Source organism: Paracoccus sp. 08, assembly GCF_024105395.1.
Lineage (GTDB): Bacteria > Pseudomonadota > Alphaproteobacteria > Rhodobacterales > Rhodobacteraceae > Paracoccus > Paracoccus marcusii.
The window spans coordinates 286,958-302,896 of the sequence record NZ_WEKR01000064.1 but is presented as its reverse complement, the minus strand read 5'-3'; the positions used below and the strand labels follow the sequence as shown (position 1 = coordinate 302,896).

General features: G+C 68.6%; 15 protein-coding genes and 1 pseudogene. 14 read left to right on the top strand and 2 right to left on the bottom strand.

The genetic code is table 11. The features are described from left to right. The first annotated feature begins 98 nt into the window (after positions 1-98). The 14 genes and pseudogenes from GBO37_RS15480 to recN all read left to right on the top strand — a co-directional run bounded on the left by GBO37_RS15480 (position 99) and on the right by recN (position 15,189). Positions 99-842, top strand: a complete 744-nt coding sequence (locus GBO37_RS15480; RefSeq protein ID WP_045981138.1) for a cytochrome c biogenesis CcdA family protein — start codon at positions 99-101, stop codon at positions 840-842. Positions 843-1,039: 197 nt separating this feature from the next. Further along, the gene (gene ftsW / locus GBO37_RS15475) at positions 1,040-2,203 is read left to right on the top strand and encodes a putative lipid II flippase FtsW (protein ID WP_252929925.1); all 1,164 of its coding nucleotides are present in this window, start codon (positions 1,040-1,042) and stop codon (positions 2,201-2,203) included. Beyond that, positions 2,203-3,288, top strand: coding sequence for a UDP-N-acetylglucosamine--N-acetylmuramyl-(pentapeptide) pyrophosphoryl-undecaprenol N-acetylglucosamine transferase (locus tag GBO37_RS15470; protein ID WP_252929924.1), 1,086 nt, complete (start codon positions 2,203-2,205; stop codon positions 3,286-3,288). Before ftsW ends, GBO37_RS15470 begins: the two co-directional genes overlap by 1 nt. Next, a pseudogene (gene murC / locus GBO37_RS15465) lies at positions 3,285-4,660 on the top strand (UDP-N-acetylmuramate--L-alanine ligase). Before GBO37_RS15470 ends, murC begins: the two are co-directional and overlap by 4 nt. After that, entirely contained in the window at positions 4,657-4,866 is a 210-nt protein-coding gene (locus GBO37_RS15460) for a hypothetical protein (RefSeq protein ID WP_252929923.1), read from the top strand. Before murC ends, GBO37_RS15460 begins: the two are co-directional and overlap by 4 nt. Next, the gene (locus tag GBO37_RS15455) at positions 4,863-5,210 is read left to right on the top strand and encodes a hypothetical protein (RefSeq protein WP_194885290.1); all 348 of its coding nucleotides are present in this window, start codon (positions 4,863-4,865) and stop codon (positions 5,208-5,210) included. Before GBO37_RS15460 ends, GBO37_RS15455 begins: the two co-directional genes overlap by 4 nt. A gap of 45 nt (positions 5,211-5,255) precedes the next feature. Beyond that, the gene (gene murB, locus GBO37_RS15450; RefSeq protein ID WP_252929922.1) at positions 5,256-6,191 is read left to right on the top strand and encodes a UDP-N-acetylmuramate dehydrogenase; all 936 of its coding nucleotides are present in this window, start codon (positions 5,256-5,258) and stop codon (positions 6,189-6,191) included. A 147-nt stretch (positions 6,192-6,338) separates the two neighbouring features. After that, entirely contained in the window at positions 6,339-7,274 is a 936-nt protein-coding gene (locus GBO37_RS15445; protein ID WP_252929921.1) for a D-alanine--D-alanine ligase, read from the top strand. After that, entirely contained in the window at positions 7,262-8,212 is a 951-nt protein-coding gene (locus tag GBO37_RS15440; protein WP_252929920.1) for a cell division protein FtsQ/DivIB, read from the top strand. The genes GBO37_RS15445 and GBO37_RS15440 overlap by 13 nt, the downstream gene beginning before the upstream one ends. A gap of 3 nt (positions 8,213-8,215) precedes the next feature. After that, positions 8,216-9,550 carry a cell division protein FtsA gene (ftsA, locus tag GBO37_RS15435; protein ID WP_045981146.1) on the top strand — a complete coding sequence of 445 codons (1,335 nt, stop codon included), beginning with the start codon at positions 8,216-8,218 and terminating at the stop codon, positions 9,548-9,550. 221 nt (positions 9,551-9,771) lie between these two features. Next, positions 9,772-11,367, top strand: a complete 1,596-nt coding sequence (gene ftsZ / locus GBO37_RS15430) for a cell division protein FtsZ (protein ID WP_252929919.1) — start codon at positions 9,772-9,774, stop codon at positions 11,365-11,367. Between the two features lie 227 nt (positions 11,368-11,594). Further along, complete coding sequence (lpxC, locus tag GBO37_RS15425; RefSeq protein WP_127898163.1) at positions 11,595-12,530, top strand: UDP-3-O-acyl-N-acetylglucosamine deacetylase; 936 nt, start codon at positions 11,595-11,597, stop codon at positions 12,528-12,530. Positions 12,531-12,665: 135 nt separating this feature from the next. Then, positions 12,666-13,514, top strand: coding sequence for an outer membrane protein assembly factor BamD (locus GBO37_RS15420; protein WP_045981149.1), 849 nt, complete (start codon positions 12,666-12,668; stop codon positions 13,512-13,514). A 28-nt stretch (positions 13,515-13,542) separates the two neighbouring features. Continuing rightward, positions 13,543-15,189 (top strand): DNA repair protein RecN, encoded by a 1,647-nt coding sequence (gene recN / locus GBO37_RS15415; protein ID WP_252929918.1) that lies wholly within the window; start codon positions 13,543-13,545, stop codon positions 15,187-15,189. Here the strand turns inward: recN and GBO37_RS15410 are convergent. Both GBO37_RS15410 and GBO37_RS15405 read right to left on the bottom strand, forming a co-directional pair. Next, positions 15,186-15,518 carry an RcnB family protein gene (locus tag GBO37_RS15410; RefSeq protein WP_252929917.1) on the bottom strand — a complete coding sequence of 111 codons (333 nt, stop codon included), beginning with the start codon at positions 15,516-15,518 and terminating at the stop codon, positions 15,186-15,188. The genes recN and GBO37_RS15410 overlap by 4 nt on opposite strands. Before the next feature lie 98 nt (positions 15,519-15,616). Further along, entirely contained in the window at positions 15,617-15,880 is a 264-nt protein-coding gene (locus tag GBO37_RS15405; RefSeq protein WP_045999512.1) for a hypothetical protein, read from the bottom strand. Positions 15,881-15,939 lie beyond the last annotated feature (59 nt).

Sequence of the window (15,939 nt, the reverse complement as noted above, 5' to 3'; positions counted from 1 at the left end):
GGCGCGGTGGCAACGCCGCGCCCCTTTTGCCATCCGGCCCACGCATCCGTGACGCCATGGCCCCTGTCCTTTGCATCCCCACCCGCTAAGGTGTCGCGATGTTAGGAATCGAACTCGCCACCGCCGCCTTCCTGCCTGCCGCCTTCGTGGCGTTGCTGGCGGGTGTCCTGTCCTTCCTGTCGCCCTGCGTGCTGCCGATCGTGCCGCCCTATCTGGCCTACATGACCGGGGTGGGGGTGAACGGGCTGAAGACCCGCGAACGCAGCGCCGTCGTGCCCGCGCTGTTCTTCGTGCTGGGCCTGTCGACGGTCTTTCTTGTGATGGGCTTTGCCGCGTCGGCCTTCGGACGCGCCTTTCTGCAGTACCAAGACATCCTGGCCCGCGTCGCCGGTGTCATGGTGGTGGTGATGGGCCTGCATTTCCTGCACGTCATCCGCATCCCCCTTCTGGACCACGAGGCCCGGCTGCAATCGGGCCAGCAGGGCGGCGGCGCGTTGGGCGCCTATGTGCTGGGGCTGGCCTTCGCCTTTGGCTGGACGCCCTGCATCGGCCCGCAGCTGGGCATGATCCTGTCGCTTGCGGCCACCGGGGGCGAACTGTCCCGCGGAACCGCACTGCTGGCGGTCTATGCCCTTGGGCTGGGGATCCCGTTCCTGCTGGCGGCGATCTTCATCAACCGGGCCATCGGCCTGATGAACCGCGTCAAGCCGTACCTTAAGACCATCGAGCGCGTGATGGGCGCGCTTCTGGTGGTCGTGGGTGTCATGCTGCTGACCGGCGCCTTCTCGGCCTTCAGCTTCTGGCTGCTGGAGACGTTCCCCGCCCTGGCCACCCTGGGCTGAACCGCACAGCCGGCACGGGGCCGGGCGGCAGCGTGCCGGAGGCCGCTTGCGGGCTCCGGCCCCGTTGCGCGATCACGTTGCGGCGCGCGCCCCGCCCCGCGGACAATCTGTGGTAGCGCGCCTGCGACAATCGCGCTATCCTTGTGCCCAGATCCGGGCAAACCGGACAGGACAGAGGCAGTGACGGCGGTATTCCCATGACCGAGATGGTCTTCGGCACGACGCCCGTTCGGGCGGGCGACCCGATTCTTCCACGCTGGTGGCGAACCCTGGACAAATGGTCGTTGACCTGCGTCCTTGGCCTGTTCGCCATCGGTCTTCTGCTGGGGCTGGCCGCATCGGTGCCCCTGGCAGAAAAGAACAACCTGCCGCGGTTCTACTATGTCCAGCGACAGATGGTGTTCGGGGGAATGGGCCTGTTCGTGATGCTGGTCATCTCGATGCTGACCCCCCGCCAGATCCGCCGCATCGGCGTCCTGGGCTTTGCCGTGTCCTTCATGCTGATCCTGGCCCTGCCGATCATCGGCACGGACTTCGGAAAGGGCGCGACGCGGTGGCTGTCGCTGGGCTTCGTGTCGGTGCAGCCGTCGGAATTCCTCAAGCCGGGCTTCGTGGCGCTCTGCGCGTGGTTCATGGCCTCGGCGCAGGAACCGGGCGGCCCTCCGGGGCGGATCTATTCCTTTGGCGCCGCGATGACGATCGTCATCCTGCTGGCCCTGCAGCCCGACTTCGGCCAGGCCTCGCTGGTGCTGTTCTCGTGGCTGGTGATGTATTTCGTCGCCGGGTCGCCGGTCATCCTGATCGTCTGCGTCGCGGGACTGGCCGGGATGGGCGGTCTGTTCGCCTATAACGCGTCCGAGCACTTTGCCCGCCGGATCAACAGCTTCCTGTCATCGGAAATCGACGCGAACACCCAGATCTACTTTGCCACGAATGCCATCCAGGAAGGCCGCTTCTTCGGCGTCGGCGTGGGCGAGGGGACGGTGAAATGGTCGCTCCCCGATGCGCATACCGACTTCATCATCGCCGTCGCGGCCGAGGAATACGGCTTCATCATGGTCCTGGCGATCATCCTCCTCTACATGACCATCGTCATGCGCTCGCTGCTGCGGCTGGTGCGGGAACGCGATCCTTTCGCCCGCATCGCCGGCACGGGCCTGGCCTGCGCATTCGGCGTGCAGGCGCTGATCAACATGGGCGTCGCGGNGCGCCTGCTGCCCGCCAAGGGCATGACGTTGCCGTTCGTCAGCTATGGCGGCTCGTCCATGATCGCATCCGGTATCGCGCTTGGCATGTTGCTGGCGCTGACCCGCACCCGTCCGCAGGGCGAGTTCGCCGAAATCCTGCGCCGGTCCCGCTGATGGCCGCCCCCCTTGCTCTGATCGCCGCCGGAGGCACCGGCGGCCACATGTTTCCGGCCCAGGCCCTGGCCGAGCTGCTGCTGGCGCAGGGCTGGCGCGTCAAGCTGTCCACCGATGACCGCGGTGCGCGCTATGCCGGCGGGTTCCCCGAGGCGGTCGAGCGCCAGGTCGTGAAATCCGCGACCACCGCGCGCGGCGGGCTGTCGGGCAAGCTGGCGGCACCGTTCAAGATCGCAGCCGGGGTGCTGGCCGCCCGCCGGGCCTTCCGGCGCGACCGCCCGTCGGTCGTGATCGGGTTCGGCGGCTATCCGACCATCCCGGCGCTGTCGGCGGCGCATCTGATGGGCCTGCCGCGGATGATCCACGAACAGAACGGCGTCATGGGTCGGGTGAACCGGATGTTCGCGGCGCGCGTGCACCGCGTGGCCTGCGGCACCTGGCCCACGATCCTGCCGCAGGGCATTTCGGGCCAGCACGTTGGAAACCCGGTCCGCGGCGCGGTCCTGGACCGGGCCGCCAGCCCCTATGTCGCGCCGGGCGATGGGGCGCTGAACCTGCTCGTCATCGGCGGCAGCCAGGGGGCGCGCGTCCTGTCGCAGGTCGTGCCCGCCGCCATCGCCGCCCTGCCTCCGGACCTGCGCACCCGTCTGCAGGTCAGCCACCAGGCTCGCCCCGAGGATGCCGATCAGGTCACGGCCGCCTATGCGGCAGCCGGCATCGCGGCCGAGGTTCAGCCCTTCTTCACCGACGTCCCGGACCGCATCGCGGCCGCGCATCTGGTGATCAGCCGGTCGGGCGCATCGTCGCTGGCCGACATCACCGTGATCGGCCGCCCGGCGATCCTGATCCCCTTTGCCGCCGCCACCGGCGATCACCAGACCGCGAATGCGCAGGCGCTGGCCGATGCGGGCGCGGCGCATGTCCATCCCGAATCCGTGCTTGACGCGGACAGCCTCACGCGCGACATCCGCGCGATCCTGACGGACCCCGCCCAGGCCACGGCCATGGCGCAGGCGGCCCTGACCCTGGCGCGCCCCGACGCGGCGCGCCGCCTGTACGACCTCGTCGAGGAGATCACGCGATGAACGCAGCGACAAAACTGCCCGGAGAGCTGGGCCCCATCCATTTCGTGGGCATCGGCGGCATCGGCATGTCGGGCATCGCCGAGGTGCTGCTGACCCTGGGCTATCGCGTCCAGGGCAGCGATTCCAAGAAATCCAAGATCACCGACCGGCTTGAGACCCTGGGCGCCACCGTCTTCGAGGGCCAGCGCGCCGAGAACGTCGCGGGCGCAGGCGTCATCGTCATCTCGACCGCGATCAAGAAGGGCAACCCCGAGCTGGAGGAGGCGCGCCTGCGCGGCCTGCCCATCGTGCGCCGGGCCGAGATGCTGGCCGAACTGATGCGGCTGAAATCGAACATCGCCATCGCCGGCACGCATGGCAAGACGACGACCACCACGATGGTCGCGACCCTGCTGGATGCGGGCGGGCTGGACCCCACGGTCATCAACGGCGGCGTGATCCACGCCTATGGCTCGAACGCGCGGGCCGGTGCGGGCGAGTGGATGGTGGTCGAGGCCGACGAATCCGTATCGACCCCGAACACATGGAGCATTGGGGCAGCTTCGATGCGCTGCGCCAGGCCTTCACCAACTTCGCGTCATCGGTTCCGTTCTACGGCCTGGCCGTCTGCTGCACCGACCATCCCGAGGTGCAGGCGCTGGTGGGTCGGTTGACCGATCGCCGCGTGGTGACCTTCGGCTTCAACGCGCAGGCCGACGTGCGGGCGATGAACCTGACCTATGACAAGGGCATCGCGCATTTCGACATTGCCCTGCAGGGCGAGGCGACCGACGGTCCGATCCCGATGATCGAGGGCTGCACCCTGCCCATGCCGGGCGATCACAACGTCTCGAACTGCCTGGCGGCCGTGGCCGTCGCACGCCACCTGGGCATCAAGAAATCCGAGATCCGCACCGCGCTGGCGAAATTCGGCGGGGTCGGTCGCCGCTTTACCCGCGTCGGAGAGATCAACGGCGTGACCATCATCGACGATTACGGCCACCACCCGGTGGAGATCGCCGCCGTCCTCAAGGCCGCGCGCCAGGCCAGCACCGGCCGCGTGATCGCGGTCCACCAGCCGCACCGCTATTCGCGCCTGTCGAACCTGTTCGAGGATTTCTGCACCTGCTTCAACGAGGCCGACGTGGTCGCCATCGCCGACGTCTATTCCGCCGGAGAGGAGCCCATTCCCGGCGCCTCGCGCGACGACCTGGTGGCGGGGCTGATCGCCCACGGTCACCGCCACGCCCGCGCCATCCTGTCCGAGGACGACCTGGAGCGACTGGTCCGCGAACAGGCGCGGCCCGGTGACATGGTGGTCTGCCTGGGGGCGGGCACGATCTCGACCTGGGCCAACGGGCTGCCCGCGCGGTTGCAGGGCCAGGCCGCGTGACGGCCACGCCCGATCTTGCGATCCTGCCGCTGCTGGCGCTGGCGGGGGCGGCGGTCTGGCTGACGCTGGCCTGCCTGACCCCGCGCTTGAACGTTCTGGGCTTTGGACTGGGTCTGCTGATGCTGCTGGGCCGTCCGACCGCGCGGCGCCGCGCGGCGCGGCTGCCCACGCCCGCGCCCATGAACACCGCCGAAGGACAGCGATGAATCCCTGGATCATCGCGGGCTTGTGCCTGTCGGGCGCGGGCGTCATCGCCTGGGGCAGCGCGCGGCTGCAGCTGCGCTGGCCGCTTCTGGTCCTGGCGGCACTGCTGGCGGCCATCGCGCTGCAGCTGTTTCGGGCGGCGCAGGGGCAGGGGGGCTTTCACGACCTGGCGGCCGTCGTCGCGCAAAGCTTTACCGTCCTGCCCGCACTGCTGGGCATGGTGACCGGGCTGGCACTGGCGCGGATCCGCGGCCACCGCCTGGCGTGGCGCAGCCCCCAGATCGTCCTGGCGCTGGCGTCGATGCTGGTCGCGGGTCTGGCCGCCGCGGCGACGCTGGTCCTCTAGTCCCGCGGTTGACGGGCGGGGCGCCGCTGGCTACCACCCAAGGCCATGAGCATCGACCTTCCCACCCCCCGCGGCAGCCTGATCCCCGACAGAACCCTTGACGGCCTGACCTGGCTGCGCGTCGGCGGCCCCGCCGACTGGCTGTTCCAGCCCGCGGACGAGGATGACCTGGCCGATTTCCTTGCCGCGCTGGACCCCGGTGTCCCGGTCTTTCCGATGGGCGTGGGCAGCAATCTGATCGTGCGCGACGGCGGCATCCGCGGCGTGGTCATCCGCCTTGGCCGCGCCTTCAACAGCGTCGAGATCGACGGCGACACCGTCACCGCGGGTGCCGCGGCGCTGGACGCGCAGGTCGCGCGGCGGGCGGCGGAGGCGGGGCTGGACCTGACTTTCCTGCGCACGATACCGGGCAGCATCGGGGGCGCGGTGCGGATGAACGCGGGCTGCTATGGCAGCTATGTGGGCGACCACCTGATCGACGCGCAGGCCGTCACGCGGCAGGGCGCACGCGTCACGCTGACCCCCGCCGATCTGCGTTTCGGCTATCGCGAGACGCATCTGCCGGCCGATTGGGTGATCACCAGTGCCCGGCTGCGCGCCGCGCCGGGCGACCCCGACCGGCTGCACGCCAAGATGGCCGATCAGCTGGCACGGCGCGACGAAAGCCAGCCCACCCGCGAACGCAGCGCCGGTTCGACCTTTCGCAACCCCTCGGGGTTCAGCTCGACCGGGCAGGCGGATGACGTGCATGACCTGAAGGCATGGTCGCTGATCGACCGGGCAGGGCTGCGCGGACACAGCTGGGGCGGCGCGCAGATGTCGGAAAAGCATCCAAATTTCCTGCTGAACACCGGCGGTGCGACCGCAGCCGAGCTGGAGGCCCTGGGCGAACTGGTCCGGCGCCGCGTGCTGGAGGAGAGCGGCCACGACCTGCAATGGGAGGTCATCCGCATCGGCGACCCCGGTCCCGACACGGACTGACGCCCGCTGCGCAACATTCTGCGCAGACAGCCGAAATTGAGCTTTTGCGGTTCGCGCTTTGCTTGTAACCTGATGCGACATGACGCCTCCGTTCAAGGGGGCGCGGACCAGATCAAGCCCGGATCAACCGGGCACGAAAGGCGAAAAGTGGCGGGCAGGTCGAGCAGGACAGCCCACTCGGTCGCTGTTCTGATGGGCGGACCCTCGGCTGAACGCCAGGTGTCGTTGTCGTCGGGGCGCGAATGCGCAGATGCGCTGCGGGTGGCGGGATATCAGGTAACCGAGATCGATCTTGGCACCGCGCGCGGGGACGAGATCGTCCGGCGTCTGGCCGATGCCGCACCCGACGTCGTCTTCAACGCCCTGCATGGCCGTTGGGGAGAGGACGGCTGCGTCCAGGGCCTGCTGGACTGGCTGGACCTGCCTTATACCCATTCGGGCGTGCTGGCCTCGGCGCTGGCGATGGACAAGACGCGCGCCAAGCAGGCGTTCCGCGCCGCCGGTCTGCCCGTGGTCGAGAGCGTCATCGCTGACGCCGCCGAGGTGCGCCTGCGCCACGTCATTCCGCCCCCCTATGTGGTCAAGCCCAATGACGAGGGATCGTCCGTCGGCGTCTATATTGTCCATGACGGCGCCAACCAGCCGCCCGCGCTGTCCGCCGACATGCCCGAACGCGTGATGGTCGAGACCTATGCCCCCGGGCGGGAGCTGACGACCACGGTCATGGGCGACCGCGCGCTGGACGTGACCGAGATCTTGACCAGCGGCTGGTACGATTACGCCGCGAAATACACCGTCGGCGGGTCGCGCCACGTGATCCCCGCGGACATTCCCGACGACATCCGCGCCGCCTGCCTGGAGATGGCCGTGCGCGCGCACAAGGCGCTTGGCTGCACCGGCCTGACGCGCACCGATTTCCGGTGGGACGAGACGCGGGGCGTGGACGGGCTGATCATCCTGGAGCTGAACACCCAGCCCGGCATGACGCCGACCAGCCTTGCCCCCGAACAGGCGGCCCATGCGGGCATCGACTTTCCCGCGCTGATGCGCTGGATAGTGGAGGACGCGCTGTGCCGGTCGTGATCGATCACCGTCCCGGAAAGCAGATCACCCCGCCCGCCGCGCGGCAGCGCCGCGACCCCGCGCCGTCGCGCCTGAAGTACCGCCTGGAGCGGATGTGGCTTACGCCGCTGTACCGCCGGGTGCTGCGCGTGGGCCTTCCGGCCTTTGCCATCGCGATGGTCGGGGGGCTGTGGCTGGCCGACGAGGACCGTCGCGCCGCGCTGAACGACACCGTCGCCAGCGTGGTGACCAAGGTCCAGAGCCGCGACCAATTCCAGGTCCGCATCATGACGATCGAGGGGGCGACCCCGGTGGTGGACCGCGCCCTGCGCGCGATGCTGCCGGTGGATCTGCCGGCCTCCAGCTTCGACATCGATCTGGCGGCGCTGCGCCTGCAGGTGCTGCAGCTGGACGCGGTCGAATCCATCGACTTGCGCATCAAGCCGGGCGGCATCCTGTCGGCGGTGGTCAAGGAACGCGAACCCGCGATCCTGTGGCGCCACGCGCGCGGCATCGACATGCTGGACGCCGGCGGTCATCGCGTGGCCAGCCTGACCTCGCGCGAGGTGCGCGCCGACTTGCCGCTGATCACCGGAGAGGGGGCGGACCTGGCCACGACCGAGGCGCTGGCCCTGTTCGATGCCGCGGGTCCGATCCTTCCCCGCGTGCGTGGCCTTGTGCGGCGCGGCGAACGGCGGTGGGACCTGGTGCTGGATCACGGCCAGCGCATCCTCCTGCCCGAGACCGGCGCGGTGATCGCGCTGGAGGCGGCGATCGCGATGGACCGGGCCGAGGACATGCTGGGCCGCGACATCACCATCGTCGATCTGCGCGACCCGACGCGGCCCGTCCTGCGGTTGGGGATCGACGCGCGCAACACGATACGCACCGCACGCGGCCTGCCGCTGCTGGGACCCGATGGCAGCGTGCTGCCCGATGACAAGAAGACGGAGGGCTGAGGAATGGTGGACCTGTATCAGACGCAACGCGCGATGCGTAACATCCGCCGGGCGGCCCTGCAGCGGGGCGTGATCGGCATCCTGGACATCGGCACGTCCAAGATCGCCTGCCTTGTCCTGCGCATCGACGGCAATGGCACCTTCCGGGAAACCGACGGCGTGGGCCCGATGGCGGGGCAGGTCAATTTCCGCGTGATCGGCGCGGCATCGACCCGGTCGCGCGGGATGCGCCGCGGCGAGATCGAGACCATGGCCGAGACCGAGCGTGCGATCCGCACGGTCGTCGCCGCCGCGCAGAAGGTCGCGGGCGTGCGCGTCGATCACGTCATCGCCTGCCTGTCGGGCGGGCGACCGGCCTCGTATGGCCTGGCCGGAGAGATCGTGCTGGAATCCGGCAAGGTCGGCGAACATGACGTGGCATCCGTGCTGGCCGCCTGCGACGCGCCCGATTTCGGCCGCGGCCGCGAGGTGCTGCACGCGCAGCCGGTGAATTTCGCGGTCGACAACCGCAGCAACCTGGCCGACCCGCGCGACCATCTGGGAAACAAGCTGTTCTGCGACATGCATGTGCTGACCGTGGACGGCGATTCCATCGGCAACCTGGTCCAGTGCATCCGGCGCTGCGACCTTGAACTGGCGGGGATCGCCTCGGCGCCCTATGCCTCGGCCCGCGCATCGCTGGTCGAGGATGAGCAGGAGCTGGGCGCGGCCTGTGTCGATTTCGGCGGTGGCGGCACCGGCGTGTCGATCTTCGTCAAGAAGCATATGATCTTTTCCGATCACGTGCCCATCGGGGGCAACCTGATCACCCAGGACATCGCCCAGGGTCTGCGTGTCAGCCTGCCCGTGGCAGAGCGCCTGAAGACGCTGAACGGGGGCGTCGAGGCGACGGGCCGCGACGACCGCGACATGATCGAGGTCGGCGGAGAGACCGGGGACTGGGAGGCGGACCGCCGCCAGGTCAGCCGCGCCGACGTGATCGGCGTGATGCGCCCCCGCGTCGAGGAGATGCTGGAGCATGTCCGCGAGGTGCTGGACGCGGCCGGGTTCGACTGGATGCCCAGCCAGCAGATCGTGCTGACCGGGGGCGGCAGCCAGATCCCCGGCCTGGACGGTCTGGCGACGCGCATCCTGGGTCCGAACGTGCGCTGCGGGCGGCCGCTGCGCATCGACGGCCTGGCCCATCAGCTGACCGATCCCAGCTTTTCCAGCGCCGTGGGCCTGGCGCTGTTCGCCGCACATCCGCAGGATGAATGGTGGGATTTCGAGATGCCGGCCGACCGGTATCCCGCGCGCAGCCTGCGTCGCGCCTATCGCTGGTTCAAGAACAACTGGTGATTGCACCACCTTGGTTCTGGGGGGTGGCAAGGGTTTTCCCACCACATTCGGAAGACATGGCAAGATGCCGCCTATTTCAAGGGTAGCCCCTCCAGATTTTGCGAAACGCCCGGCTTTTTCGGGTGACGGAACTGGTGCCAATTGTTACGGTAACCATTAAGAAACGGGATTCGAGCGGTACACCCGCCTTCCCAATGCAGCAGCGGTAACAGGCGGACACCATGAACCTCAATCTGATGATGAATGACGAAGAAGAGCTGAAGCCGCGCATCACCGTCTTCGGTGTCGGTGGCGCAGGTGGCAACGCCGTCAACAACATGATTCAGAAGCAGCTCGACGGGGTCGAGTTCGTGGTCGCCAACACCGACGCGCAGGCGCTGCAGCAGTCGCGTGCGACCTCGCGCATCCAGATCGGGCCCAAGGTCACCGAGGGTCTGGGCGCGGGTGCCAAGCCCACGATCGGCGCCAAGGCCGCCGAGGAGACGATCGAGGACATCGTCGATCACCTGATGGGCGCGCATATGTGCTTCATCACCGCGGGCATGGGCGGCGGCACCGGCACCGGTGCGGCGCCGATCATCGCGCAGGCCGCGCGCGAGATGGGCATCCTGACCGTCGGCGTCGTGACCAAGCCCTTCCAGTTCGAGGGCACCAAGCGGATGCGCCAGGCCGAGGAGGGCGTCGAGGCCCTGCAGAAGGTCGTGGACACGCTGATCATCATTCCGAACCAGAACCTGTTCCGGCTGGCCAACGAAAAGACCACCTTCACCGACGCCTTCGCGCTGGCCGACGACGTGCTGTACCAAGGCGTCAAGGGCGTGACGGACCTGATGGTCAAGCCGGGCCTAATCAACCTGGACTTTGCCGACGTGCGGTCGGTGATGGACGAGATGGGCAAGGCCATGATGGGCACCGGCGAGGCCTCGGGCGAGAACCGCGCCCAGGAAGCCGCCGAGCGTGCCATCGCCAACCCGCTGCTGGACGAGATCAGCCTGAACGGCGCGCGCGGCGTGCTGATCAACATCACCGGCGGCTATGACATGACCCTGTTCGAACTGGACGAGGCGGCCAACGTCATCCGCGACAAGGTGGACGCCGATGCCAACATCATCGTCGGCTCGACCCTGGACCCCGACATGGACGGCACGATCCGCGTTTCGGTCGTGGCGACCGGCATCGACGCCGCCGTCGCGGTGGCCGAGGTTCCCTCGCCCCGCCGCGGCATGGCTGCGCCGCTGATCCAGAACCCGCAGGTCGGTGCCGCCGCCGAGGAGCAGCCGGCGATCCCGGCGCGCCGCGTGGCGCCCCCGATCGCATCCTCTGCCGAGACGGCCCGCGTCGAGGCCCCGCGCCACGACCCGCGCGCCGAGGACGACATGCCGCAGCCGGCCTATCAGCCGAAGGACAGCGCCCGCCAGAACGCCGTGCGCATCGACGACGACGCGTCGGCCTTTGTCGCGCCCCGTGCGCCGCAGTCCCCGCGTGCCGGCCAGCCCGCACCCGAGGTGATGGACCGCCTGCGCCGCGCCGTGGACAACCACGGTCGCGTCCCCGCACAGCCGCAGCAGCAGCCTGCACAGCCCGCCACCAGCCGGATGAGCGGTCTGGGCCGCATGCTGGAGCGCATGGCAGGCCATGGCAACGACCAGCCGGGCGGCGCCAAGCCGGCCGCATCCTCGATCGCCGAGCGTGTGAACGACCGCGTCGCCGTCCGCGCCCGTCAGCACGACACCGACTTCGACGATCTGGCCAGCCCCGACTCGAACGGCAAGGACAATGTCGAGATCCCGGCTTTCCTGCGCCGTCAGGCCAACTGACGTATCACGAAACCGGCACATCCACTGGTTGCAAGGGCCGCTTCAAAGCGGCCCTTTCCCTTTGCCAGTCAACCTCTTGGGCGAAAACGGCCATCGGGTTGCAGGGCAGGGCAGGGGAATGTTTCACCCCGTTACAAAACGTTAATTGAATGCGTTCACTGCCAGACCTAGCTGGAGTGACAGAAGGGGCAGGTGCGCCCCACGACGAATCCGAAGGCAGGCAGATCATGCAGGCGACGCTGAAAGACACGGTGACATTGCAGGGCGTCGGGCTCCACTCCGGTGCGCCCGCGCGTCTGGTCATGCATCCCGCACAGCCCGGCCACGGGATCGTCTTTCGCCGCACCGACCTGTCGCCTGCGGTCGACATTCCGGCATTGTGGGACCATGTGACGCCGTCCAAGCTGTGCACGCTGCTGGACAACGGTTTGGGTGTGACCCTCTCGACGGTCGAGCACGTGATGGCTGCGCTGGCCGGCACGGGTATCCACAACGCGCTGATCACCGTCGATGGGCCCGAAATTCCGATTCTGGACGGTTCGGCCGCGCCCTTCGTGGACGCGATCCTGGACACCGGCATCGCGCGTCAGGCCGCACCGCTGCGCGCGATCCGCGTCCTGCGCACGGTCGAGGTCCGCGAGGGCGAAGCCTTTGCCCGCCTGTCGCCCGCCGACCACCTGGAGATCGATTTCGAGATCGACTTTACCGACGCCGCGATCGGGCATCAGGAAAAGCGTCTGGACATGGCCAATGGCGCGTTCCTGCGCGAGTTGGCCGACAGCCGCACCTTCTGCCGCGCGTCGGATGTCGAGGCGATGCGCCGCAACGGCCTGGCCCTGGGCGGGACCTATCTGAACGCGGTCGTGGTCGATGGCGGGCGCGTCCTGTCGCCGGGCGGCCTGCGTCACGCGGACGAGGCCGTGCGCCACAAGATGCTGGACGCCACCGGCGATCTGGCGCTGGCCGGTGCGCCGCTGCTGGCGCGCTATACCGGCCACCGTGCGGGCCACGCGATGACCAACCGCCTGCTGCGGGCGCTGTTCGCCGACCCCACTGCATGGACTTGGGAGCGGTGCACGCCTGAGCTGGAAGGTCGCCTGCCGGGCGCGGGTGTCGCCGACTATGCACGCCCCGAACTTGCCGCGGCCTTTGCGGCCGAATGACGGTGCGGGGCGCCGGGACCTTGGCCGAATTCAACGGATTGCCATTTTGCGCCCCCTGATGTTCTGTGCTAGAGGATCCCGGCAGCGCCGCCCGCACGCGGGCAGCGCATCGGCAAATCGTAGGGCAGGATAAAGATGGCGGGCTCGAAAATCTCGGCTTCGGTGGTGGCTGCGGTGCTGGCGGGCGTTGTCCTGACTGGCTGCGGCGGCAACCGGGACGCGGCGCAAAAGCAGAATCTGGACCGCTTTACGGCCGAGGAAATCTACAAGCGGGGCGAGTTCGAGCTGGAGAACAGCGGCGATCCCGAGGATGCCGTCGTCTATTTCAGCGAGATCGAGCGGCTGTATCCCTATTCCGAATGGGCCAAGCGCGCGCTGATCATGCAGGCCTATGGCAACCACAAGGCGGGCAATTACGAAGAGGCCCGCGGCGCGGCGCAGCGGTTCCTGGACACCTATCCGACCGATGAGGATGCCGCCTATGCACAGTATCTGCTGGCGCTGTCCTATTACGATCAGATCGATGACGTCGGGCGCGATCAGGGCCTGACCTTTCAGGCACTGCAGGGGCTGCGGACGGTGATCGAGCAGTATCCCGACAGCGAATATGCCCGCAGTTCGATCCTGAAATTCGACTTGGCGTTCGATCACCTGGCCGCCAAGGAAATGGAGATCGGGCGTTATTACCTGAAGCAGGGGCATTACGCAGCGTCGGTGAACCGGTTCCGCGTGGTGGTCGAGGAGTTCCAGACGACCACCCAGACCCCCGAGGCGCTGCTGCGTCTGGTCGAGGCCTATCTGGCCCTTGGACTGCTGGACGAGGCGCAGACGGCGGGCGCCATCCTGGGACACAACTTCCAGTCCTCGCCCTTCTATGACGACGCGTTCCGGCAACTGCGCGGCCGCGGCCTGTCGGCCGAGGTGCGCGGTGACAGCTGGCTGACCAACGTCTATCGCCAGACCATCCAGGGACGCTGGCTGTAATGCAGGCCGTGCGCAGGGGCCGTGGCCCATGCTGAGATCGCTGGACATCCGCGACATGCTGCTGATCGACCGGCTGGAGCTGTCGTTCGGCCCCGGCCTGAACGTGCTGACCGGAGAGACCGGCGCGGGCAAGTCCATCCTGCTGGATTGCCTGGGGTTCGTCCTGGGCTGGCGCAGCCGCGCCGAACTGGTCCGCCAGGGGGCCGCGCAGGGCGAGGTTCAGGCGGTGTTCGACCTGCCGGAGGTTCATCCCGCCCGCGCCCTGCTGGCCGAGGCCGGGATCACGATCGATGACGACGAACTGATCCTGCGCCGCGTGAACACGCTGGATGGACGCAAGACGGGCTGGGTCAATGACCGCCGGGTGTCGGGCGAGGTTCTGCGGCAGCTGTCCGAGGTCCTGGTCGAGCTGCACGGGCAGCATGACGACCGCGGGCTGTTGAATCCGCGCGGGCATCGCACCCTGCTGGACGCGTTCGGCGCTATGGACCTGTCGGCGGTCCGCCGCACCTGGGCCGCACGGCGCGATGCGGACCGGGCGCTGGCCGAGGCCGAGGCTGCGTTGGCCGCTGCTCGGCAGGAGGAGGAGTTCCTGCGCCACGCCGTGGCGGAACTGGACAAGCTGGCCCCCGAACCCGGCGAGGAACAGCGCCTGGATATTGCGCGCCGCGCCATGCAGGGCGCGGAGCGCATCCGGGATGACGTGGCGCGCGCTCTGCAGATGCTGGCGGGAGACGGNGCCGAAGGCGCGATGGTAGACGCCGCGCGCTGGTTGGAGGGCGCATCCGAGCAGGCCGAAGGTCGACTGGACGAGCCCCTGGCCGCCCTGTCACGCGCGCTGATCGAGCTGGGCGAGGCCACCCGCGGGGTCGAGGACACGCTGGCCGCGCTGGATTTCGATCCGCACGCGCTGGAATCGACCGAGGAGCGGCTGTTCGCGCTGCGTGCCTTGGCGCGAAAGCATGACATCCTGCCCGACGATCTGGCCGGTCTGGCGCAGCAGTTGCGCGACCGGCTGGAGCGTCTGGATGCCAGCGAGGCGCGGATGGGCGATCTGCGCCGTGCGGCGCGGGACGCTCAGGCGGACTATGATGCCGCGGCCGATGCGCTGACCGCTGCCCGCACCGAGGCCGCGACCCGGTTGGACCGCGCCGTAACCGCTGAATTGGTGCCGCTGAAGATGGAACGTGCGGTCTTTCGTACCGTCGTATCGCCCGCCGAGCCCGGGCCGGACGGGCGCGATACCGTGGCGTTCACGGTGGCGACCAACCCGGGCGCACCGTCGGGACCGCTGGACAAGATCGCCTCCGGTGGCGAACTGTCCCGCTTTCTGCTGGCGCTGAAGGTCTGCCTGGCGCGGGGGAATGACGCGCTGGTCATGATCTTTGACGAGATTGATCGCGGGGTCGGCGGGGCCACCGCCGATGCCGTCGGCCGCCGTCTGCAGAATCTGGCGGATGGTGCGCAGGTGCTGGTCATCACCCATTCGCCGCAGGTCGCGGCCTTGGGCGCGGTGCATTTCCGTGTGTCGAAATCGGTGACCGACGGGATGACCACCTCGACCGTCACGCCGCTGCCCGAACCCGAGCGCGTGGCCGAGATCGCGCGCATGCTGTCAGGCGACCGTGTCACCGATGCTGCGACCGAGGCTGCGCGCGCCTTGTTGGACGGTTAGTCCAGAATCCGCGGTGCGGGTCGCAGAACCGACAGGATACGCCCGTCATCGGCATCGATCCGCACCAGATGGCCACCGACCACGGCATAGCTGTCGCCATCGGGCGCCTGAGACAGGCCATAGCGGCCCGGCGCGTTGACACGATGCAGCTGGTCCTCCGGAACGCTGTCACCGACCATCGGCATGGTCGCATGCCCGCCCAGACATTCCGTCGTACATGCCGGCACAGCCTGCAGGCCGCGGGTCGGCGTGGTGTTGGGGGCGGTCAGGGCGGCGAGGCCGAGCATTGTCCCGGCCGCCACGGCGGCAAGGGGGTGCAGCGGCGTCATCATATCCTCGGATCAGTTACAACGGGTCAACCCGGGATTGCCTGACGGGTTCCGCTGCGACGCCGCATGGCAGGCATGCCGATGCGGAACTGCCACGTTCAGTCGGGCAGGGGCCGCAGGATCGACAGGATCTTGCCGCTGCCGATCTGGATGCGGACCAGATGGCCCGATACGACGGCATAGACGCTGCCCGGCAGCTGCGGCCCAAGGCCCACGGCGCCGGGCTTGTCGATCTGGCGAACCTGCTCGGGCGCCGGCACCTCACCGACGGTGGGGCGCTGCTGGGCAAAGCCGTCCTGAGGGACCAGCGCGCATGCGCCGATCAGCAGGGCGGTGGAGAGACGTCGCAAGATCCGGTCCATGATGGCTGCACCCCGTTCGCAGGCTCGCCACCGCATATCACCACGGCAGGGGTTAACAA